At 30.5% G+C, this 21,404-nt stretch carries 16 protein-coding genes and 1 tRNA gene; 3 read left to right on the top strand and 14 right to left on the bottom strand.

Going from position 1 to position 21,404, the window contains the following annotated elements; translation table 11 throughout:
- Positions 1-9 precede the first annotated feature (9 nt).
- The 5 genes from H0I27_RS02820 to H0I27_RS02800 all read right to left on the bottom strand — a co-directional run bounded on the left by H0I27_RS02820 (position 10) and on the right by H0I27_RS02800 (position 10,677).
- The gene (locus tag H0I27_RS02820; RefSeq protein ID WP_218732409.1) at positions 10-2,814 is read right to left on the bottom strand and encodes a pitrilysin family protein; all 2,805 of its coding nucleotides are present in this window, start codon (positions 2,812-2,814) and stop codon (positions 10-12) included.
- Between the two features lie 215 nt (positions 2,815-3,029).
- The gene (locus H0I27_RS02815; protein ID WP_218732408.1) at positions 3,030-4,403 is read right to left on the bottom strand and encodes a TlpA disulfide reductase family protein; all 1,374 of its coding nucleotides are present in this window, start codon (positions 4,401-4,403) and stop codon (positions 3,030-3,032) included.
- 251 nt (positions 4,404-4,654) lie between these two features.
- Positions 4,655-6,091: a RagB/SusD family nutrient uptake outer membrane protein gene (locus tag H0I27_RS02810; protein WP_218732407.1), complete on the bottom strand. Its 1,437-nt coding sequence runs from the start codon at positions 6,089-6,091 to the stop codon at positions 4,655-4,657.
- A gap of 4 nt (positions 6,092-6,095) precedes the next feature.
- Positions 6,096-9,383: a SusC/RagA family TonB-linked outer membrane protein gene (locus tag H0I27_RS02805; protein WP_218732406.1), complete on the bottom strand. Its 3,288-nt coding sequence runs from the start codon at positions 9,381-9,383 to the stop codon at positions 6,096-6,098.
- A gap of 157 nt (positions 9,384-9,540) precedes the next feature.
- A complete protein-coding gene (locus H0I27_RS02800; RefSeq protein WP_218732405.1) occupies positions 9,541-10,677 on the bottom strand; it encodes a FecR family protein in 1,137 nt (378 codons plus the stop codon).
- Between the two features lie 347 nt (positions 10,678-11,024).
- Between H0I27_RS02800 and H0I27_RS02795 the strand changes: the two genes are divergently transcribed.
- Complete coding sequence (locus H0I27_RS02795) at positions 11,025-11,594, top strand: RNA polymerase sigma factor (protein ID WP_218732404.1); 570 nt, start codon at positions 11,025-11,027, stop codon at positions 11,592-11,594.
- Positions 11,595-11,704: 110 nt separating this feature from the next.
- Here the strand turns inward: H0I27_RS02795 and H0I27_RS02790 are convergent.
- Positions 11,705-11,786: transfer RNA gene (locus tag H0I27_RS02790), tRNA-Leu, on the bottom strand.
- Positions 11,787-11,891: 105 nt separating this feature from the next.
- Here H0I27_RS02790 and H0I27_RS02785 point away from each other — a divergent pair.
- A complete protein-coding gene (locus tag H0I27_RS02785; protein WP_218732403.1) occupies positions 11,892-13,280 on the top strand; it encodes a dipeptidase in 1,389 nt (462 codons plus the stop codon).
- 409 nt (positions 13,281-13,689) lie between these two features.
- Here the strand turns inward: H0I27_RS02785 and H0I27_RS02780 are convergent, their stop codons facing one another.
- The 5 genes from H0I27_RS02780 to H0I27_RS02760 form a co-directional block, all read right to left on the bottom strand.
- Positions 13,690-14,286 (bottom strand): alkylphosphonate utilization protein, encoded by a 597-nt coding sequence (locus H0I27_RS02780; protein WP_218732402.1) that lies wholly within the window; start codon positions 14,284-14,286, stop codon positions 13,690-13,692.
- 359 nt (positions 14,287-14,645) lie between these two features.
- Positions 14,646-16,268: an adenine deaminase gene (gene ade / locus H0I27_RS02775; protein WP_218732401.1), complete on the bottom strand. Its 1,623-nt coding sequence runs from the start codon at positions 16,266-16,268 to the stop codon at positions 14,646-14,648.
- Positions 16,269-16,320: 52 nt separating this feature from the next.
- Entirely contained in the window at positions 16,321-16,869 is a 549-nt protein-coding gene (locus H0I27_RS02770; RefSeq protein WP_218732400.1) for a 5-formyltetrahydrofolate cyclo-ligase, read from the bottom strand.
- A gap of 19 nt (positions 16,870-16,888) precedes the next feature.
- Complete coding sequence (locus tag H0I27_RS02765; RefSeq protein ID WP_218732399.1) at positions 16,889-17,143, bottom strand: DUF3781 domain-containing protein; 255 nt, start codon at positions 17,141-17,143, stop codon at positions 16,889-16,891.
- A gap of 12 nt (positions 17,144-17,155) precedes the next feature.
- Positions 17,156-17,524: an MmcQ/YjbR family DNA-binding protein gene (locus H0I27_RS02760; protein ID WP_218732398.1), complete on the bottom strand. Its 369-nt coding sequence runs from the start codon at positions 17,522-17,524 to the stop codon at positions 17,156-17,158.
- Positions 17,525-17,599: 75 nt separating this feature from the next.
- Between H0I27_RS02760 and H0I27_RS02755 the strand changes: the two genes are divergently transcribed.
- A complete protein-coding gene (locus tag H0I27_RS02755) occupies positions 17,600-18,583 on the top strand; it encodes a magnesium and cobalt transport protein CorA (RefSeq protein WP_218732397.1) in 984 nt (327 codons plus the stop codon).
- A 269-nt stretch (positions 18,584-18,852) separates the two neighbouring features.
- Here the strand turns inward: H0I27_RS02755 and H0I27_RS02750 are convergent, their stop codons facing one another.
- The 3 genes from H0I27_RS02750 to ruvC form a co-directional block, all read right to left on the bottom strand.
- Positions 18,853-19,602 (bottom strand): cyclase family protein, encoded by a 750-nt coding sequence (locus tag H0I27_RS02750; protein ID WP_218732396.1) that lies wholly within the window; start codon positions 19,600-19,602, stop codon positions 18,853-18,855.
- Positions 19,603-19,709: 107 nt separating this feature from the next.
- Positions 19,710-20,837 carry a radical SAM family heme chaperone HemW gene (gene hemW / locus H0I27_RS02745; RefSeq protein WP_218732395.1) on the bottom strand — a complete coding sequence of 376 codons (1,128 nt, stop codon included), beginning with the start codon at positions 20,835-20,837 and terminating at the stop codon, positions 19,710-19,712.
- Positions 20,837-21,391 carry a crossover junction endodeoxyribonuclease RuvC gene (ruvC, locus tag H0I27_RS02740; protein ID WP_218732394.1) on the bottom strand — a complete coding sequence of 185 codons (555 nt, stop codon included), beginning with the start codon at positions 21,389-21,391 and terminating at the stop codon, positions 20,837-20,839. Before ruvC ends, hemW begins: the two co-directional genes overlap by 1 nt.
- Positions 21,392-21,404: the final 13 nt, after the last annotated feature.

The raw sequence follows: 21,404 nt of genomic DNA, 5'->3' as shown, positions 1-21,404 counted from the left end.
ATCTTTTAATTATTCCTTTGGCTTAAAAACGACATGATAGGATTTTCCATCTTGTAGAACTTGACTTGCGATATCTTGAATATCCTTAATTGACATCTTGTTTACAATATCTTCAAAATTCTTGGGATCATTTAAGTTTAAGTTAAAACGATAAAAATTGGTTAATAAACTCATATCGTAACCATTTTTATCTTTTGATTGCAAGCGTTCCTTTAAAAAATTTGTTCTTGTTTTATTTAAATCCTCTTCCCTTACATTTCCTGCTACTATATTTTGTAGTTCAGCATTTACGATATCGACTAATTTGTCGGCCAATTCAGGATTACAATCAAATTTAAAAGACACACTTAATTCAGATTTTGGCTCTCTTGATAAGTATGCATTTGCTCTAGGACTATATGCGCCTCCTTCGGACTCTCTAATACTTTCTGTTACTCTTAACTGAAGAATATCGCCCAAGACATTAGCATAAATAGCACTATTAATAGCGTATGGCACTTCCTTTTTATAGATTATATTTACTGTCGCTTTTGGATCTTCCATAGCTAAATAAATATCATCATTAATTTTATTTGAAATCCATTCCGGCCTGTTATCCTTATAAGTTTCTTTGGTATTATATGTAGGAATACCAGCAACGTATTTTTCTAATAATGGCTTTAATTGTTCTGCTTTCAAATCGCCTACAATAAAAAATTCAAAATCTGAAGCATCATGAAATCGTGATTCATAAATTGATTTTATTTTATCAAATTTAATTTCAGAAATATATGTTTTATCAAAAAGGCGTGCTTTAGGATTATTTTCGCCATAAATAGCCACTGTCAAGCTATCCTTCATTTTATCTCCAACACTATTAGATTTTCTAATAAGGTAGTTATCTAAGCTATTTTTAAGCACTTTAAAAGCTGGCTCTTCAAATCGGGGTTTTACAAAATATAAATACACCATTTGCAACATGGTTTCTACATCTTTTGTATTTGATTCCCCTGAAACACTTTCGTTAATTGCGCCTAAACCGATGCTTACATTGGCTGTTTTTCCGGCTAACACTTTTCTTAAATCGGTTGCGCTAAAATCTCCTAATCCCGACTTTTGAATTAAGCTCTTTACGAAATTCCCTGAAGGTAAATCTTCTATAGGCAACAAAGATGTTCCTCCATAACTGAAAGCTTTTAAAGCAACCTTATCTTTTTCTTTATCAACAAATTTATAATGTACTTTAATGTTATTATTCAACATATAAGTTGTTGAATTCAGGTCTTTATTTACAACTGTTTCTACAATTTCACCAGACTCAAAATTAATACCTGACACTAAGGTTTTACCACCCATTGCTTCCTGATATGGTTCAATAGTTTCATCTTTTTTAACCGAATTAAGAATATTTAAAGCTTCGCCTTTAGTTAAATTATCTTGCCCCTCTACTCCTGTAACATTTAAATATCTGTTATTTTTAGCATACAGATTTTTAATTGTAGTATGTAACTCTTCCTTCGTTAGATTCTTAAAAATCTGCAATACAACTTCATACTCATTTTCTATATCTGAAATTGTTTCATTTTTAAGATAGTTGTTCTGAATAGCTTTAATGATATTTTTGTGACTAACACTTTCCTTCTTTGCTATTCTGTTTTCATATGCTGTTTTGTATTTAACAATGCCTCTGTTTATTTCAGATTGAGTAAAACCAAATTTAACAGCTCTTTCAACTTCTGTTAACACTTCATAAAACGCTTCTTTTTGCTTATTTGGTTTTGGAGACACACCTATACTTAAGCTGTTAAATGTTCTAGAAAGTCCACCATACCCCATCCCAGCGCCTAAGAAAGTTACTTCTGGTTTTTGTGCTTGTTCATAAATTCTAGCATTTAGCATACTCACTGACATAGACTCTAAAATTGAACGTTTTAAATCCGCTACAGTTTCAGTTTTTAAAGATTTTTTGTGACGTATTCCAAATGAGATTTTTGCTGTAGAAATTTCTGGATCCATACCTAAACTGTACATCAGGCCCTTACTTTCTGGAATATCAACCACAAAGCGTTCTCTAGGATTTTCAACAGCTGGAATTTTTGAAAACTTTTCAATAATTTTTTGTTCGATTGTTTCAGCATCAAAATTACCAATTACAGCTATAGCTTGTAAATCTGTTCTGTACCAATCGTGATAAAAATCGCGAAGCATTTTATAATCAAAACCTTCAATAATAGACATCAGGCCAATAGGAAGTCTATCCGCATATTTGGAGTGATTAAATGTAATAGGTAAAGATTTACTAAACAAACGCATTTGCCCATTCTGTCTAGTTCTCCATTCTTCTTTTATTACACCACGTTCTGCATCTATTTCTTCATCGGTTAATAATAAGAAATTAGACCAATCGCTTAACACCGTTAAACAAGTATCTACCAAACCATCTTTGGTTGGAATGTTATTCATATTATACACAGTTTCATCAAATGAAGTATATGCATTTATGTCTTTTCCAAAAACAGCTCCATGTGCCTGCAGTGTATTTAACATACTTTTTCCTGGAAAATTACGAGTACCATTAAAGGCCATATGCTCTAAAAAGTGAGCTAATCCTTGTTGATCATCGTTCTCTAAAACAGAACCTACATTTTGAATGATGTAATAGCTCGCAGCATCTTTTACAACATCTGTACTCTTAATGTAATAAGTTAATCCATTTGGTAAAACACCTTTTTTGATACTGTTATCGACGGCTAAAGGTTGATTTAAATCAATGGTTTGGCTAATGGCTAAAAAACCAGTTGATAGCATTATTAATACTGAAAGAAAATATTTCATATATATATTGTACTAAAAATTAAATTATGTTTTTATTTAAAAATAGTTAAGAGGAAGAAAAGGTTTAAAAATTCTTAACAAAATTAAAAAGGATTACTTTTTCAAATAACCCTTTTTGCAATCTTTCTAAATTTTTATTGCGACTAACTCAAAGTAATACTAAGAAGGATTGAGATTAAATATGTTTTATTTGAATACAAAATAGTTAATAAAAACTAAATCTCATGTTTGTCAAACAATGTGATTAACCTTGCGTTTGATGGTCTTGGGGCATTAGCATCAACGATGTTTCCTGAAGGATCTATTAAAATAAATTTAGGAATACCATTAATTGCATAATCCTTAATAAACTTGGATTTAAAATCGTTGTCCGCAAATAATTGAATACCTCCAAGTTCTTTTTCTTTGACCATCGTTCTCCATTTCTCATAGTCTTTTTGTTTGTCTACTGAAATACTTACAAATTCTATATTTTTTCCATGATATTGTTTTTCAACTTCCTTTAAAAAAGGAATTTCTCTTGTACAAGGTCCGCACCATGTTGCCCAAACATCTATATAAACAAATTTACCTTTTAAATCTTCTAAAGACGTCGTTCCTCCAGCATAATTAATATAGTTTTCAAATTTAGGAGATACTTTCCCTTCTTGAACATTCTTTAAACTTTCATATAGTTTTTCTACTTTTTTCTTTTGTTTTTCATCTGTAGAAGTAGCCATAAAGAGCGTGTAATATTCTTCAAGGTTTTTTGTTCTAGTAATATTAGCTATAGTTGAGTTTAATAATGCATTTTTTATCGTTTCGCTTTTAATTGCTGAAAACGTTCTTAAATTAGCAATATCTTTACTAATGTTTTCAGATCTTCCCAATTCATTAGCTTTATTTTTATAATGTATTCCTAATAAAGTTTTATAAGCTGTAGAATTAGCATAATCTTCTTCATTATTGTAATCAACATTTTGCAAATCATTTAAAAAATCTGGAGTAACTTTAAAGCCTCTTTTTTTAGCATAATGTCCATGGTAAAATTCATAGTTTGTTAGCTTAATAAGGTAAGTGTATTTTATATCTTTTTGTTGTGCTAGTTTAAAGCTTTCTGAAATCTCTTTTGTGTTTTCTAATAATTGATTTAGAGAAGAAGTGATTGTATCTATTTTTTCTGTAAATACATCTTGTTCTAAAATGTAGATATTTTCGGCACCTTCTAGTTCTTTAGCTTTTTTAGCTCTAGCTTTAAGAAAGTTGTTTTCTACAGCACCTTTGCCATTTATTTCAATGGTTTTACCCAATTCTTCTAAATCTGCATTAATAGTTAAATCGTAGCCACTTTCTAGATATATTTGGGTTCGCTTTTTATTGTAATTTATTTGATACAATCCTTTTAATCCTCTAATGGTATCTTTAAATGTACCATCACTAGATATTTCTATTTTTTTTCTAAATGAGCGATCATTAACACCTGACAATAATACTTGGTTATCAGTCTTATTTAATAATTTACCAGAGATAAGAGCATAATCTATAGCAGGGTCTTGCTTGCAAGAAAAGGCTAATACAGCCATTCCGATAATAAAAAGTTGTTTTTTCATAAGATTCATTATTATTTATAAAATTTTATTTTTATCTAGTTTGAATAAAATATAATTGTAATTAATGGTTTTATACCTAGAACATACATGTAAGAAAACTAAGCTATACAAAAGCTGTATTCCTATATGTTATTTCTAAAGTATCATTATTACCTCTTTCTAACTTATTAAAAATAAAATTTAGAAAGAGATCTCAACAATTAAAATAAACTGTAAAGTTTTAGTTACTCCTACTTTTGGAAGTACAATTTTTAATATCCAGGGTTTTGAGTTAAATTAGTGTTGTTTAATATTTCTTGAATAGGTATAGGGAATAAAACATCTGTAGGTTCCCACATTGACTTAAGAGGCGCAACAACAGCATCAACTTTACCCGTGCGCTTTAAATCGTACCAACGGTGCCCTCCTTCAACCATTAATTCTATGCGTCTTTCATGAGCAATAGCATCAAGTAGGGTTGCTTTAGTGTTGGCTGTAGTATTTTCTAAACCAGCTCGATTACGAATCATATTAACATCCTCTTGAGAGCCAGAAATATCTTCTAATTGAGCTCTTGCTTCAGCTCTAATTAAAAACAGTTCTGCAAATCTTAAAAATACTAATTCTTCTACAGGTGCATCTCTATTAAAAAATGAATTTTTCTTGTATTTATGGGCATAATGAAATATTCCTCTAGAGTTATCTTCTATACCAACCCAATGATCGAATCGTGCATCTCCAGTTTCAAAAGAATTAAATAACTGGTCGGTTAATTCATATGCGCTCCATGAACCGCCACCAAACGGAGAACCAAATCTACCAATTACAAAGGTTTGAGCATAACCGTTCTGGTTTCGTGTTTCATTAATTGATATTTGAAGAATAGATTCTCTTGTAGGTTTTAAAAATACATCATCTAAATTAGGCTCTAATATATATGTAGGGTTTTCGATAACCTTAGTGGCTTCTATTTCTGCATTGGCCCAATCTTCTGTATATAAATAAGCCCTGGCCAACAATGCAGTTGCTGCGCTTTTGTTTGCGCGATTTCTTTTACCATCTGCATGATCATAATTATCTGCCATTAAAGACTGTGCTTCTTTTAAGTCTGCAATAATATGCTCGTATACCTCTGTTGTAGGCATTCTGCTTAACGTATTTAATGTTGCTATAACACTAGTATTAGCATACGGTATATCTCCAAATATATTTACTAAATGAAAATGGAAAAAGGCTCTAAAAAATAAGGCTTCACCTAAAACTTGATTTCTGAAATCTTCAGAAAGCACATTATTATCTCCTAATCCTTCTATAATTGGATTTACCAAGATTAATTTATTGTAAGAATCCGTCCATAAATCATTGAACACAATCAGATTATCTATCTCAATATTGTTATCTCCAATCGCACCTACATCAGTATTTCTATGGTTGGTAGTTATCTCATCTCCAGATATACCGGTATATTGCTCAATTCTTGCCTCAGTAAAGGTACCATTATAACTATATCCAAGTAGCTGATACAAGCCTATTATCGCTGATTCAGTTGTTTCTTCATATAAAAATACATTATCTGAACTCAGTTCTCCTTGGGGAGCATCTATTTCTACAAATTTTTCACAGCTTACAAATAAGCTGCTTAAACAAGCAATAATTAAAACTGCAGAAGCTACCTTCAATTTTTTAATTTTTATGTTTATAAGTTTCATATTCTTAAAGTGTTAATTGAATTCCTGTTATAATTGTAAGTAATGCTGGTAATCCTAAACCTCCTGTTTCTGGGTCTATTCCTTCATATGAAGTAAGCGTTCCTAAGTTTTGTCCGCGCACATAAAGTTTAGCAGCCTTAAATTTTAAACGGTCTAGTACTGTTTTAGGAATATTATAAGTTAATGATACATTCTGTAATTTTATAAACGACTTGTCTACAACATGTCTTCCTGTACTACTATCTAGAGCTAATGGACTAGTATATGTAGTACTACTGTTATTCAATTGCTGAATTTTAGCAATATCACCTGGGTTTGCCCAAGCATCTAAGAAGTCGACAGGTAAATTCCCATGTCCTCCCTCATAAGCTCCAGGTCTCCTAAAACTGCTTAAAAAATCAAACCCTTTTGTTTGTTTAAAGCTCATAGAGATATCTAATTGCCAATTTTTATAGGTGAAATTATTTCCAAATCCACCGTAAAAATCAGGCATTAAATCTACAAAAAACTGTCTATCAAGTACATTAACTCTTCCATCTTCATTCACATCTGTAATCAAGTAGATTCCGGTTTCAGGATCAACTCCTGTACCATTATATTGTTTACGACCATATAAAGATTCTCCTACTACATAAAGGTTGTCAAAAGCAGGAAAACTTTCTATATCAAAGAATTTTTTTAATTCATTTTTTTCAAAAGAAATATTGAATGACGTATTCCAAGTAAAATTAGTGTTGCTAATATTAGTTGTATTTAAAGTAAGCTCTACCCCTCTGTTCTCTACCAAAGCAGGTAAATTAAATTGCTGTGTTACAAAACCAGTAACTCTAGACAATGGAAGTCCTATTAATTGATTAGACGAGTGATTTTTATACCAAACCGTTTCTAAATTTACGCGATTATTAAACAGTGCTAAATCCAAAGCCAATTCTAATTTGGTGTTTTCTTCCCATGAATAAAAAGGATTTTCGGCTCTTGAAGGGGTGATACCAAGAATATCATTATATCCAATAAGATTTGATTTTGAATAGGTAGAAAGATATTGATAATCACCTATTTGATCATTCCCAGTAATACCGTAACTTCCTCTAAATTTACCAAGACTTAAAAATGATAAATTATCTTTTACAAAATCTTCACTAGAAAACACCCATGAAGCACCTACTGCTCCAAAATTTCCAAACTTTTTATTAGGTCCAAAACGAGAAGAACCATCTCTACGTCCAGTTAAATTTAGTAAATACTTAGACTTGTAATTATAATTAAGTCTTGTATACAAGGCATTGTATTTATATTGAGAAATACTGTTGCTTGTTATTTGTTGTTCTGGAGCAGCTCTTATATCACTTAGCAATAAATCAGAAGTATACCCATAACCTAATACGCCTATTCTTTTTGAGGTAACGCTTTGAAAAGCCGCACCTACTTGCATTATGAAATGATGATCTCCAAAACTTTTAGTATACGCTAATTCAGGCTCAACATTCCAACTATTGGTTGTAGACATGGTTTCTGAATTTCTACCATAAACAGCGGCATTTGCAACTTGATCTCTTGGGTTTAAACCAGATAATGGATTTAATTCAATATAATTAACTAAGGTGTTTGAATACCCCAATATCACCTTTGCTTCAAGATTAGGAATCAAATTTTTATATGACACAATAGCACTTCCTGTATAATTACGACTAACTCTTTCTAAAGAGTTTTCTAAGGCAGCTAAAGGATTTTGAAAGTACAAATCATCTTCTTGACCTTCGTAATTAATATTTCCGTTTGCATCTAACAACTCTGGTGCGTTAGGCGCTAAAGTAAATGCAGATCTAAAATATTCAGAAGAAGCTGCTGTATTTTGATTATTTGCCGTAATTGAATATCTAGAAGTAAAAGCAACATTAAACTTATCGTTTATAGATCGGTGATTTAAACTAAGCGAAGACGAGGCTTGTTTATGCGAAGAATCATCATAATTATAAATATTAGTTTGGTCAGATAAATTGAAAGAGAATAAATAACTAGTCGTTTCTGACCCACCTGAAACAGCTAAACGAGCTGTTCTTTGTATCCCTATATCTCCTAATAGTTCTTCTCTCCAATTTACATCTCTAGTTGGATCCCAATTAATTAAATCTACATTATTACTTAGATCAGATTCCTCTATAGGCCAAATACCCTCGTTCTCAGCAGTTTGCCTACGCATTGCTAAATACTCTTCTGTATTCATTAAATCTATGCGATTTAAATTTGGCATTTTTAAAAATCCATGAGAATATTCTGCAACAACTCTTGTTTCACCTGCTTGCCCTTGTTTAGTTGTAATTAAAATAATACCATTGGCTCCACGAGATCCGTAAATAGACGTAGCATCAGCATCTTTTAATACATCAATACTTTCTATATCAGCAGGATTTAAATATTCTAAAGGGCTTATTGCAACACCACCTAAACTACCAACATTTGAAGATGGAATAGGTACACCGTTTAAAATGTACATTGGTAAGTTAGCACTTGAATTTAAACTGTTAATACCTCTAATTCTTACTGTAGCAGCTGCTCCAGGTAAACCATCATTTTGTGTAATTTGTAAACCAGCAATTTTACCTTTTAAACCTTCTATAGGGTCTGTTGTAGGTTGTTGACCAATATCTTTAGCTTTTACAGTACCAATATTACCTGTAGCTAATTTTCTAGAGGTTTTATAGTATCCTGCGTTTATTACTACCTCATTTAATTCATTTGTAGCTTCTTTTAAAGCTACATTGATTTTGTTTTTAGATCCAACAGTAATTTCTTGTTTAATGTATCCTAAAGAAGTAAAAACTAATATATTTCCTGTACTTACAGCTATTCTATAGTTCCCGTCAAAATCGGTAGAAGTACCAAGGTTTTTATTTTTCACCTTTACAGTGACACCAACAAGAGGAACACCTTGCTCATCGGTAACAAAACCAGAAACAATAATGTTTTGCTGTTTTTCGGAAATGGCTTGTTTAATTATAATAGTGTGTTGCTCAGATATCATAAAACTCAGATTGTTTGAAGTCATACAATCTTCTAAAAGTTTGGATACCTTAACTTTTCCTTTTTTCAGATATACTTTTGAGATTTGCTCAAAGCAATCTTCAGAATAAATAAAATTGTAATCAGTTTGATCACTTATCAACTTAAAAACTTCATCAACAGAAACAATTTTATCTGTATTAATAGTAATGTTGATATCCTGAGACAACAAATCTCCTGGAGACAAACTGAATACTGTAAAACAACAAGTAAAGATTAGTGTTCTCATCATCATTTTTAATAGCCGCTTACCAAAAATGGGACGGTTGTTAGTTGGATTAATTTTCATAAATTTGCATAAGTTTGATTAGTTAAACATTTAATTGATTGAATTGAATTTAGGAGGGGAAAATATTCACGGTCCAATGTTTCTATTTTTTCCCTCTTTTTTATTTCAGTAAAACTGATTTATTTTTAATTTCATAAGACTTTATTTTATTTGTATTTTGTATTAACAATAAAATAGATTCTAGGTTTTGATTTTTATTTAAATCTCCATTAAATTTTTGGTTAGCTATATCATCATTTGAAAACTCAAAATCTACATCGTACCAACGAGATAATACTTTTGAAATGTCTTTTAATGTTTTTTTCTTAAAAACAAATGCACCATGTATCCAAGCTATTTCACTATTAGCTTCTACTTGGTGAATAACTAATTGATTATCTTCTTTACTAAAAATAGATTTTTGATTTGGAGTTAATAATTTACGATCAAATTTAGTAGTTACAGAAACACTTCCCTCAACTAATGTAGTAGAAACATTAGCCTCATCTTTATACGCTTTAATATTAAACTTTGTACCTAAAACCTCTATAGTTTGACTTCTATTAACTACATTAAATTTAGTTCCTTGGTGATTTGTACTTGGTGATACCTCAAAATAAGCTTCCCCATAAACCAACTCTACAACTCTAGGCTTGTCTTTTAAAAAGTTTACAGGGTATTTTAATTGAGATTCTGAATTTAACCAAACCTCTGTTTCATCTGAAAGTACAACATGGTATTGCCCACCACTTGGTATGGTTAAATAATTATATTCAATTATTTTTGCTTTAGTTTCAGCAGCTTTGTATATAATTTCTTTAGCAGTACTACTAATTTTTATATCTTGATAATTTACTACACTATCTAAAATAATTTGAGAACCATCTGCTAACGTTAACGTTGCTTTATCTGTACCAGGGCTTATAGACACTTCATTACTTTTATTAAAAGTATTTTTGGTTAAATAGAAAAAACTAAAAGAAATTAACACTAAGATTGCTGCTGCATATTTCACAAAATTTCTTCTATATAACAGAAGCACCTTTACAGTATTTTTTTCTTTGTCGATACCCTTTTTTACATTTTCATAAGCTCTGTATACATCATTCTTAAGTGTAGCCATATTTAAATCATGATAATCTAAAATGTATTTTTCAAACTTAGATTGATTATCTACATTTTCTAACCACTTATACAAAAGATTCAATTCATCTTTTGTTATCGTATTTGCAATAAATTTCGTTATAATTTTTTTCACGATTTAATACCTAATTACGGGTTTACATACATTATTACTTACTATTTAAGTAAAACCCCTAAAAAAAAATAATGTTTTTTTAATTTCATTGAGATTAATTCAAAAAAAATAACAAAATTTATATTTATTAAAACGTTTTTTCAAACTATTTCACCTAGTCTTTTAAAGAGTAACAACATCTATTACAGTAAGATACTTGCAACTTTAGAATTGAAAACTAAAATTACAAATTGAATATTTATAAATTTTTATTGCTTATTAAAGCTTTTGTTTATATTATTGTTAATATTTTCAATAAAAAGCCTAAAATAATTCATGATTTCATCAATATTACTAAGATTTATAGTATGAATGAATTAGAAGCAACAGAAAGGGTAAAAGATGGTGACGAAAACGCCTTTAAATATATATTTAACCTATATTATGACAGGTTAGTAGCATACATCTGCACTTATTCTCATGATAAAATGAACTCTGAAGACATTGTACAGCAAGCCTTTATAGATTTATGGAATAATAAAGAGAAATTAGACATAAACAAATCTCCAAGAAACTATTTATATAGCATTGCTTACAATCGATTTATTGATAGTATTAATAAAGATAAAAAACAGAATAACTTATTAGATCTCGTATACGAAAATGCTTTAAGAGATCGGATTGATCAAGATAATGAAGCCCTTGAAGATCGGGTAAAAAAGATGAATTTAATTATAGAGTCCTTACCCCCTAAATGCAGACAAATTCTTGAAATGAATAAGATTAAAGGCATTAAATATCAAGAAATAGCAAAAATTAAGGGAATTTCTATAAAAACAGTGGAATCACAAATGAGTATTGCATTTAAAAAAATACGCAAAGGTTTTGAAAAGGAAAATTTTCACCTTTTTTTCATAGATCTTTTTTTCAAAAGATAAATCTTTAAAATTATTATCAGGTTTTAAACTTATCTCCAAATCCTCAACTTCATCTGTTTGACACCTAAAAAAAGAAAACCCTCTAAATCAAACGATTAGAGGGTTAATTGTACAGGCGGAGAGACTCGAACTCTCACACCTCGCGGCACTAGATCCTAAGTCTAGCGTGTCTACCAATTCCACCACGCCTGCAACTTTTCCAATTTAATTGGGCTGCAAATATAAACATTCCTTGCAAACTGCAAAGCAGTTCATAATAATTTTTCTACTTTTGATGAAGAAATAAAAATATATTTTATGAATACTATTCAATCTTACATAAAAGACAACAAACAACGCTTCTTAAACGAACTCATAGAACTGCTTAAAATCCCTTCTGTAAGTGCAGATTCGGCTTATAAGAAAGACGTTTTACTAACGGCTGATTTTGTTTTAGAAAGTTTAAAAAAAGCAGGTTGCGACAACGTAGAAATGTGCGAAACTCCAGGATATCCTATTATTTACGGAGAAAAAATCATAGATAAGAACTTACCAACTGTATTAGTTTATGGTCATTATGATGTTCAACCAGCAGATCCTATAGAACTTTGGACCTCTCCTCCATTTGAGCCAGTGATTAAAAATACAGAAATTCATCCAGAAGGAGCCATTTTTGCAAGAGGTGCTTGTGACGATAAAGGACAGATGTATATGCATGTAAAAGCATTAGAATACATGACCTCTACCGGAAACCTACCTTGTAACGTAAAGTTTATGATTGAAGGTGAAGAAGAAGTTGGATCTGAAAGTTTGGCTTGGTTTGTACCAAGAAACACAGAAAAACTAGCCAATGATGTAATCTTAATTTCAGATACCGGAATGATTGCGAATGACATTCCTTCAATTACAACAGGTTTACGTGGTTTAAGTTATGTAGAAGTAGAAGTTACAGGACCAAACAGAGATTTACATTCTGGTTTATACGGAGGCGCAGTTGCAAATCCTATCAATATTTTAACCAAAATGATTGCCTCTTTACATGATGAAAACAACCACATTACCATTCCTGGTTTTTACGATAAGGTAGAAGAATTATCTACCGAAGAAAGAGCAGAAATGGCAAAAGCTCCTTTTTCTTTAGAGAAATATAAGGATGCTTTAAAAATTGACGATGTTCATGGGGAAGCAGGTTATTCTACCAACGAGCGCAACGCAATTAGACCAACTTTAGACGTAAACGGAATTTGGGGTGGTTACATTGGCGAAGGCGCAAAAACGGTAATTGCTAGTAAAGCATTCGCTAAAATTTCTATGCGTTTGGTGCCAAATCAAGATTGGAAAGAAATTACAGAACTCTTCAAAAAACATTTCGAAAGCATTGCTCCTAAATCAGTAACAGTTCTTGTAAAACCCCATCATGGTGGACAAGGATATGTAACTCCAATAGACAATATTGCGTATAAAGCTGCAAGTAAAGCATACGAAACTAGCTTTGGAAAAACACCTATTCCTCAAAGAAGCGGTGGTAGTATCCCAATTGTCGCCCTATTTGAGCAACATTTAAAAAGCAAGACTATTTTAATGGGCTTCGGTTTAGATTCTGATGCCATTCACTCACCAAACGAACATTTTGGGGTGTGGAATTACCTAAAAGGGATTGAAACAATACCTTATTTCTATAAATATTTTACAGAGATGTCTAAATAAAATAATTAATCCGTTCAGCAATGAACGGATTTTTTTTTGGCATTATATTTCTTAGACAAAAAAACTATTTCTAAAAAAGAAATGGAATAAATAATACCAACTACTATAAAAAGTGTAAATATAAAAAAGAATAAAGAGGGTTCTGGTGCTGTATATATAATTAGTAAAAAGAACTAAAGTTAGCATAATATAGACATAAAAAAAAACCTCGATACATCGAGGTTTTTTTTATGTAAAGGTCTAATTTCTTAAAATTGTAAATAAGAAAATTTAAACTCAATTTATTAGCAAATATGCGCGTTAGCGATTGAAACGGCATCCTTTTTTCTTTTTAGAAAAAAGATACAGTGAAAAGCGCGACCTGAAAGGAAACGCCCAACTACTCTACTGCGCTAAAAATAACAGAAGATTACTCTTTTTCTGCCATCTTTTTAACGTAATCTGTAATAATTACAATTTGAGTTGGTCCTACTTTACCTTCTATAAACTTAGCATTTTCATGATCTAAAGAAATTCTACGTACCGCAGTTCCTTGCTTAGCAACCATACTAGATCCTTTTACTTTTAAATCTTTAATTAAAACCACAGAATCTCCAGCCTCTAAGATTGCACCGTTCGCATCTCTATGAATTATTTTTTCACTATCATCTAAATGATCTCCAGATTCTTTAGCAAAACGTAAATCATCATCTTCTAAATACATCATGTCTAGCAAGTCTTGTGGCCAACCTTCTGCTCTTAAACGAGACAACATTCTCCACGCAACCACTTTTACACCTCTATATTCACTCCACATAGAATCGTTTAAACAACGCCAGTGATTTGCATCTGTTTCTTCTGGATTCTCTATTTGAGTAATACAAGTTTCACAAGCCAATACGCTACCATCTACTCCACCTCCACCAGTAATTGTTGGCTTTACATCATAAATTGATAAATTGGTTGTTGATGTACATAATTCGCATTTATTTCCACTTCTATTTTCTAAATCTTCTTGTAAACTCATAATTTATTTTTGTTGTACAAATGTACATATTTTAACGAAAAAAGCTAATTAAAAACCAAAGAAGTGAGCATTAAATTAAGAATTTGATAAAATTTTAACGTGAAGCTATTTCCTGCTTTTCACACTCGCTTTTTTTATCCTAAAAAGGAATAAAAAAGAGCTCAAACAATTGCTTCAATCAGGGCTAGACTTGTTTGCATACGTATTGCTAATACCAAACAAATTGTCACTTCTAAGAATGAGAAGTTACATAACATTGATAACCCAAAACTGAGCAACCTTATGAGATTTCTCCTATAGTCGAAATGACAATTAGGCTTAAAAACTTTATTACTTTAAAACTTGTTATTTTGAAACTCTTAAAAAACCTCTAAAGAAGTAAATTTAAAAGTACTTCCATCAAACAAACCTTTGTCAGACAACTTTAAAGCAGGAATTACCAACAAAGCCATAAAAGACAAACTCATATAAGGCGCTCTTAATTTACTACCCATTTCTTTTGCCATTGTATCTAGTTCTGCATACGCTTTACCGATAACCTCAGCTGGCTTATCAGACATTATTCCTGCGACTGGTAAAGAAACTATTTTTTCTTCCGTATCAGTTACAGCACAAACTCCACCGCTATTTTCGATAATTAAATTTACCGCTTTGCAAATTGCTTCGTCAGAAACTCCGATGGCAATAATATTATGAGAATCGTGCCCAACAGAACTTGCAATAGCTCCTTCTTTTATTCCGAAGTTTTTAATAAAAGCAATTGCTGGAGCATCATTCTGATAACGATTAACAACGGTCATTTTTAAAATATCAGTTTCTGTGTTTGAAACTAAATTCCCATCAACAATTAAAGCATCTGCTTCAATTTGATTGGTAACCAATTCGCCATCTAAAGCTTCAATTACTCTAATTTTTTCTGATGAAGATTCAAATCTAAAATCAGTAACTTCTTTTTTATCCGTATTAAAGTTATTCAATACTTCAAAATCTACCTGTTTTACAAAAGATTTATCATTTTTAGCAACTAATTCTCCGTTTATATAGGTTTCTAAAACATTGAACTTTTCTAAACTATCAACTACTACAAAATCTGCATCGTCGCCTTCTTCTAAAAGTCCAACATCTAACCTATAATGTTTTACAGGATTTACACATGCTGCTTGCAAGACTTTAAAAACATCAATTCCTTTTGCAACTGCTCTTTCACAAAGTTGATTGATATGTCCAAGCAATAAATCATCTGGGTGTTTATCATCTGAACAAAACATTATATTTTCGAAATGCTCTGGTAATAAATCGATTAAAGCTTCGAAGTTTTTGGCAGCAGAACCTTCTCTAATAATTACTTTCATTCCTTTCTGTAACTTCTCTAAAGCTTCATCAAAAGAAAAACACTCATGATCTGTAGAAATTCCGGCAGCAATATATTTGGTAGCATCATCACCTCTTAAACCTGGCGCATGACCATCAATGGGTTTGTTGTTATTTTTAGCATGTTGAATCTTAGCTAAAACCTCAGCATCATCAAATAAAACACCGGGATAATTCATCATTTCCGCCAGATATTTAATGTCTGGGTTTTCCATCATTAATTTAATATCATCAGCATCTATTATTGCTCCGGCACTTTCAAAAGACGTTGCTGGCACACAACTTGGCGCACCAAAATTGAATTTTAACGGGACTTTCTTTCCGTTTTCAATCATAAACTCAACTCCTTTTACACCTAAAACATTGGCAATTTCATGCGGGTCAGAAACCGTTGCAACTGTACCGTGTTTTACTGCAATTTTAGCAAATTCCGAAGGAACCAACATAGAGCTTTCTATGTGAATATGTGCATCTATAAAACCGGGTAAAATGTAGTTTTCTTGGTTATGATTTACTTCTTTTACAGACGAAATTTTTCCGTTCACAACTTCAATTTCTCCTTTGTAAATTCTTTTATTCTGTATATCAACTATGTTTCCTTGTACAATCATTTGCTTTCTATTTCTAAAACAAATTTACAAAGAATTAAAGGCGATTTAAAGTTTATTTAGGATAGATTACTTGATGTAGCGGAATATCAAAATCGTTAGAATCTTCAATTTGATAAATGGGCTTAAAATAATTGAGTCCAATAAATTTTGCGTCCTCTTTACAGTTGGATAAAAAACGATCGTAAAATCCTTTTCCGTAACCAACTCGGTAATTTAATTCATCAGAAATTAACAACGGAACAAAAATAAGATCTAGTTCCTTTTCATTTACAGGTTCTGCATTTACAGGTTCTGGAACTCCGTATTTATTTTGTTCTAAGACCGTATCTTCTTCTAAATAGAAATGAGAAAGTGTGTTGTTTACTAAGTTAGATTTACTAACCACAATTCGTTTTTTTATGCTTCTGAAGTAATTAATAATTGGTTGTGTTTCTATTTCTTTAAACTTTGTGAGAGACAAAAACATGTGTACATTTCTAATACCAACAATTTCTAAATCGTAAATTTGTTCGTAGATATTTTCTTGAAATTCTTGAATTTGACTTTCAGTTAAATCGTTTCGTTTCTGTTTGTAAATCTTTCTAAGTTCTTGCTTTTTCATTATTGAAAAATTCTATATTTTAAATTCTATCTACCGTAATAATTCTAAAAGTATTAGAATTTACAGTAATTCTAACATTATAATCTTTATTAGAAATATAAAAATTCTTTCCTTTTTTAAGGTAGTTTTCTATAACTGTTTCTTCTAAAACCTTTCTGATGAAATTCTCAGTTTCATCCTTAGATAAAGCTATTTTTAACTTTTTATTTATCCGTTGATATACCAATTCGGTGTAACAATGTTTTTCTAAAATTTCGTTTTTATTGTTTTCCATCATTTCAGAAAGCTATAATTCTTCTAATTCTTTTTGAAGTTTTTTTGTCAATCCTTTTACCACCAAATCGTAAGAATGATTGATGAGTTCTTTTGCCAAATCATCTGAAACATCACTAGAATTTAATAAAACAGTGTTCCAGTGTTTTTTACTCATATGATACCCTGCAGTAATCCCTTCAAACTCCTCTCTTAATTCTATTGCTTTTTCTGGATTGCATTTTAGATTGATTTTAGCTTCTACTTTCTCCCAAGAAGTTAAACTTGTTAATAAAAACATTTTATCCATCACTTTAAAAACTAACGTTACCTCATCAAAAGGAAAATGTTCTGTTACTCCTTTTTTAGAAATGCAAAAATCTCTTAATTGTTCTATATGCATTCGCTCAATTATTAAAATAACCTTTATTATTAAGATTTAAAAAGTATCTTTATAAACCAAAATTACAACTTTTTTATGACTGAAAATGATTTTTTAGACAACACCTCCATAATTAGTTATTCTGCAAAGAACTACGAAAAAACAACTTATAATGGAATTTCAGAAATTGTTTTTTCAGAAAATACAGCTACCACTAAATGGTTAAATACGTATGGAATACAGTTTCATGATGCCTATAAAAAAGTAATTTATCAAAATAAATTAGACGATTTTTTAATAAAATTATTAAGCGATGAAGAACACCCTAATAAGGTAATTTTATTAGATAATTTGCTATTTATAACCACCAGAGTTTTAATTACCCAAAGTCAGAAATTAGATTCAGAACAAATGATTTTTATTGTTTCTTCAGACTTTTTATGGTCTATTCAAGAAAAACATGGAGATTATTTTGGTTGGATTCGCGAGCGTTTAGAAGGTAACAAAGGTATTGTAAGAAAGAAAAAAACAGATTATTTACTATATTTAATATTAGAGTCTATAATTGATAACTACCAAGACACCTATGAAGCAAATGCAGATTTAAGCGCAGATAAACTAAATTCTACGCACATAAAACCAACTCCAGAATTTACTTCTTTAGTAGAAAAAAGGAAGCAAGAATTATTCAATTTTAAAAAAGCAACCTTAAGTTTAAGAGATACCATTATAAAATTAGAAAAAATAGAAATTAAAGATTTTAATGTAAAATACTTTAATGAGTTAAAAGAACAAACCAATAACCTAATTTCTAATATCGATTTTGAATTGCAAGAATTAGAAAGTAAAATAAACCTAATTTTTAGTATTCAAGGACACCGTTTAAATGAGGTAATGAAAACGCTTACTATTTTGTCTGTAATCTTTATACCTTTAACTTTTTTAGCAGGAATTTACGGAATGAACTTTGAAAACATTCCAGAATTAAAAACTAAATATGGTTATTTTATTTTATTGGGTGTTATGGCAATAGTTACCATAGTTTCTGTTTGGTATTTTAAACGTAAAAAGTGGTTTTAATGCTCTTTTTTAATAAAAAATCTAGAACCAACTACAATTAAAGATATTACACCGAAAATCAACAAAAACTATTTCACTAAATAAATGACTATATAAACTCCAAATCCTTTGCTGGAATTACTTTTTAGCAGTGTATTTATAATAGAATTTATCTTGTCGGAATTCGATATCATAAAATAAAAACCAAAAGACAACACAGATAATCCTAAAACCTTAACAAGTTTTAAATTAACTTTTTTCATTTAATAACATCTTGGTTTTTTCTTAATCTACTTTATAATTTTATACAAAATAGGCTTACTAGGCGTTGCATCATTTTCGAATGGTGCAATCATTAAGTTTAATAAATACTCACCGTCTTCTATAGTATTTGGCACATATATAAATTCTGTAATGGTTGCATCCATTCTTAATTTACCACTAGTATTCCAAAAAGCATTGTGCGATAAAAGCTTACCATCATCTTTTTCCTTATCTACAGAAGGTAAATCAATTAACAAGTGTTTTATTCCTTTTTCTTTTAAATAAATTGCAGCTTTTTCTGATAAATAAGTTGGATTCGTATTAAAGTATTTCATACTCTTTTTTTCATCTAAATTAGGTAAAGTACGAATTACAATAGCATCTCTTTTCTTATTTCGTAAAGCATGTTTTAATTGCTTCACTCCAATTAAAAAATCTCCATTATGAAACAAAGGAGCAATAGTAACTACTTCTGCTAAAAAAATAAAATATTTTAAATGTTGATTTACAGAGTGTACTTCTTTGGTAATATGCCCAACACATTCTGTATGAGTTATGTGAGAATGCGGGTTAAACTGGATGCTATTAAAGTTAACCACAGCACCATTTGCTACACTTACTTCATAATCATCAAATTTTTCTACTTCAATTTTAGGGTCATCAATTCCCCAAGCATTTACTTTTCCTTTATTCATATCAATAGGAATTGAAATATCTAAAGGTTCCGAAACGTTTATTTCTATTTTTCTTGAATTGTACTCTATTACCGCTTTCATATTTTACCGACCTTATTTGCGTAATTTTTAGTTTTTACTTCAAACTCAAATATAAGTTTTCTTTCTTTATGTTAGATATAATCTAAACATTTAACATTAATAAAAAACTAATTGACCATAAATAAATCTGAAGAAATTCCGTCTGATAAAAACTTCCCTTTTGGAGTAGTTCTTAAAACTCGGTTTTCAATAATCAATAATTCTTGTTCTAAATGTTTTTTGGCTTGTTTTTCTAAATACTTTACATATTTACCGCCAAAATCTTTTTCTATTTTCTCTATAGAAACTCCCCAAATGGTCCTTAAACCTGTCATAATATATTCATTATAACCATCCGTTTTTGTAAGTGTTTCTCTTTCTATAGGAAGTGTATTTTCTTGAATAGCTTTTATATATTTTGCATTATTTCTTACATTCCAACTTCGTTGGATTCCATTAAACGAATGTGCCGAAGGACCAATACCTAAATATGGTTTCCCTAGCCAATAAGAAGAATTATTCTGACTAAAAAAGCCTTCTTTTCCGAAGTTAGACAACTCGTAATGCACAAAATCTACTTTCTTTAATTCTTCAATTAAAATATGGAATTGTTCCTCTGCTTTTTCATCATCCACATTTTTAATTTCTCCCTTTTTAATTAATGTTGCTAATGCCGTTTTTGGCTCGACCGTTAAGGCGTAACTAGATATATGTGGAATTCCGAAACTCAATGCAGTTTGTATATTATCTCTCCACTCATCATTTGTACAATCTGGAATTCCATAAATTAAATCGACAGAAATATTGCTAAAGTAGCGAGTTGCAATTTCAAGGCATTTTTTTGCTTCGGATGAATTATGCGCACGGTTCATGAGTTTTAAATCTTTTTCAAAAAACGATTGCACGCCAATACTTAATCTATTTATTGGTGTTTTAGAAAGTTCTATTATTTTTTCTTCGGATAAATCATCCGGATTTGCTTCTAACGTAATTTCTGGGTTCTCAATTACTGTATGATTTCTATAAACCGTATCAATCAGTACTTGAATTTCATCAGTATTTAAAACAGACGGAGTTCCGCCTCCAAAATAAATGCTTTCTATAATGGTATTTTTTAACTCGTCTTTTCTAATTTCAATCTCTTTAATTAAAGACAAAATCATATCTTCTTTTTTCTTCAATGAAGTAGAAAAATGAAAGTCGCAATAAAAACATGCTTGTTTACAGAACGGTATGTGAATGTAGATTCCGGACATTATTTTTTAACTCTCTTTTCATTCTGTTTCACAAAACTAGCCCAACCTGTATAATTCTTTCCTCCAACTACCTTTCCTGAATTATAGAAATGGCAAACTGCAGCTGCCAAACCATCCGTTGCATCTAAGTTTTTTGGCAATGTTTTTAAGTTTAAAAGTGATTTTAACATCAAAGCAACTTGTTCTTTACTAGCACTTCCACTTCCTGTAACTGCCATTTTTATTTTCTTCGGCAAATATTCTGTAATCGGAATTTCACGAGATAAACCTGCAGCCATCGCAACACCTTGTGCGCGTCCTAACTTTAACATCGATTGTACATTCTTCCCAAAAAAAGGAGCTTCAATTGCAATTTCATCTGGATGATATGTGTCGATCAGTTCAATTGTACGCTCAAAAATAAGCTTTAATTTCAGGTAATGGTCATCGTATTTTTTTAAGATTAATTCATTCATTTGAATAAATTCCATCTTTTTACCAACAATTTTTATCACACCAAAACCCATAATTGTAGTTCCAGGGTCAATACCTAAAATAATTTTTTCTATCGCCAAAGTGGTAGATTGT

Origin of the sequence: Polaribacter sp. HaHaR_3_91, assembly GCF_019278525.1 — a bacterium.
Taxonomy (GTDB): domain Bacteria; phylum Bacteroidota; class Bacteroidia; order Flavobacteriales; family Flavobacteriaceae; genus Polaribacter.
This window is presented reverse-complemented; position numbering and strand designations above follow the sequence as displayed.

What these genes read in the sequence shown, in the direction of transcription:
- H0I27_RS02820 (WP_218732409.1), bottom strand. Translation starts at nt 2,814, where the DNA reads ATGAAATATTTTCTTTCAGTATTAATAATGCTATCAACTGGTTTTTTA.
- H0I27_RS02815 (WP_218732408.1), bottom strand. Translation starts at nt 4,403, where the DNA reads ATGAAAAAACAACTTTTTATTATCGGAATGGCTGTATTAGCCTTTTCT.
- H0I27_RS02810 (WP_218732407.1), bottom strand. Translation starts at nt 6,091, where the DNA reads ATGAAACTTATAAACATAAAAATTAAAAAATTGAAGGTAGCTTCTGCA.
- H0I27_RS02805 (WP_218732406.1), bottom strand. Translation starts at nt 9,383, where the DNA reads ATGATGAGAACACTAATCTTTACTTGTTGTTTTACAGTATTCAGTTTG.
- H0I27_RS02795 (WP_218732404.1), top strand. Translation starts at nt 11,025, where the DNA reads ATGAATGAATTAGAAGCAACAGAAAGGGTAAAAGATGGTGACGAAAAC.
- H0I27_RS02785 (WP_218732403.1), top strand. Translation starts at nt 11,892, where the DNA reads ATGAATACTATTCAATCTTACATAAAAGACAACAAACAACGCTTCTTA.
- H0I27_RS02780 (WP_218732402.1), bottom strand. Translation starts at nt 14,286, where the DNA reads ATGAGTTTACAAGAAGATTTAGAAAATAGAAGTGGAAATAAATGCGAA.
- ade (WP_218732401.1), bottom strand. Translation starts at nt 16,268, where the DNA reads ATGATTGTACAAGGAAACATAGTTGATATACAGAATAAAAGAATTTAC.
- H0I27_RS02770 (WP_218732400.1), bottom strand. Translation starts at nt 16,869, where the DNA reads ATGAAAAAGCAAGAACTTAGAAAGATTTACAAACAGAAACGAAACGAT.
- H0I27_RS02765 (WP_218732399.1), bottom strand. Translation starts at nt 17,143, where the DNA reads ATGGAAAACAATAAAAACGAAATTTTAGAAAAACATTGTTACACCGAA.
- H0I27_RS02760 (WP_218732398.1), bottom strand. Translation starts at nt 17,524, where the DNA reads ATGCATATAGAACAATTAAGAGATTTTTGCATTTCTAAAAAAGGAGTA.
- H0I27_RS02755 (WP_218732397.1), top strand. Translation starts at nt 17,600, where the DNA reads ATGACTGAAAATGATTTTTTAGACAACACCTCCATAATTAGTTATTCT.
- H0I27_RS02750 (WP_218732396.1), bottom strand. Translation starts at nt 19,602, where the DNA reads ATGAAAGCGGTAATAGAGTACAATTCAAGAAAAATAGAAATAAACGTT.
- hemW (WP_218732395.1), bottom strand. Translation starts at nt 20,837, where the DNA reads ATGTCCGGAATCTACATTCACATACCGTTCTGTAAACAAGCATGTTTT.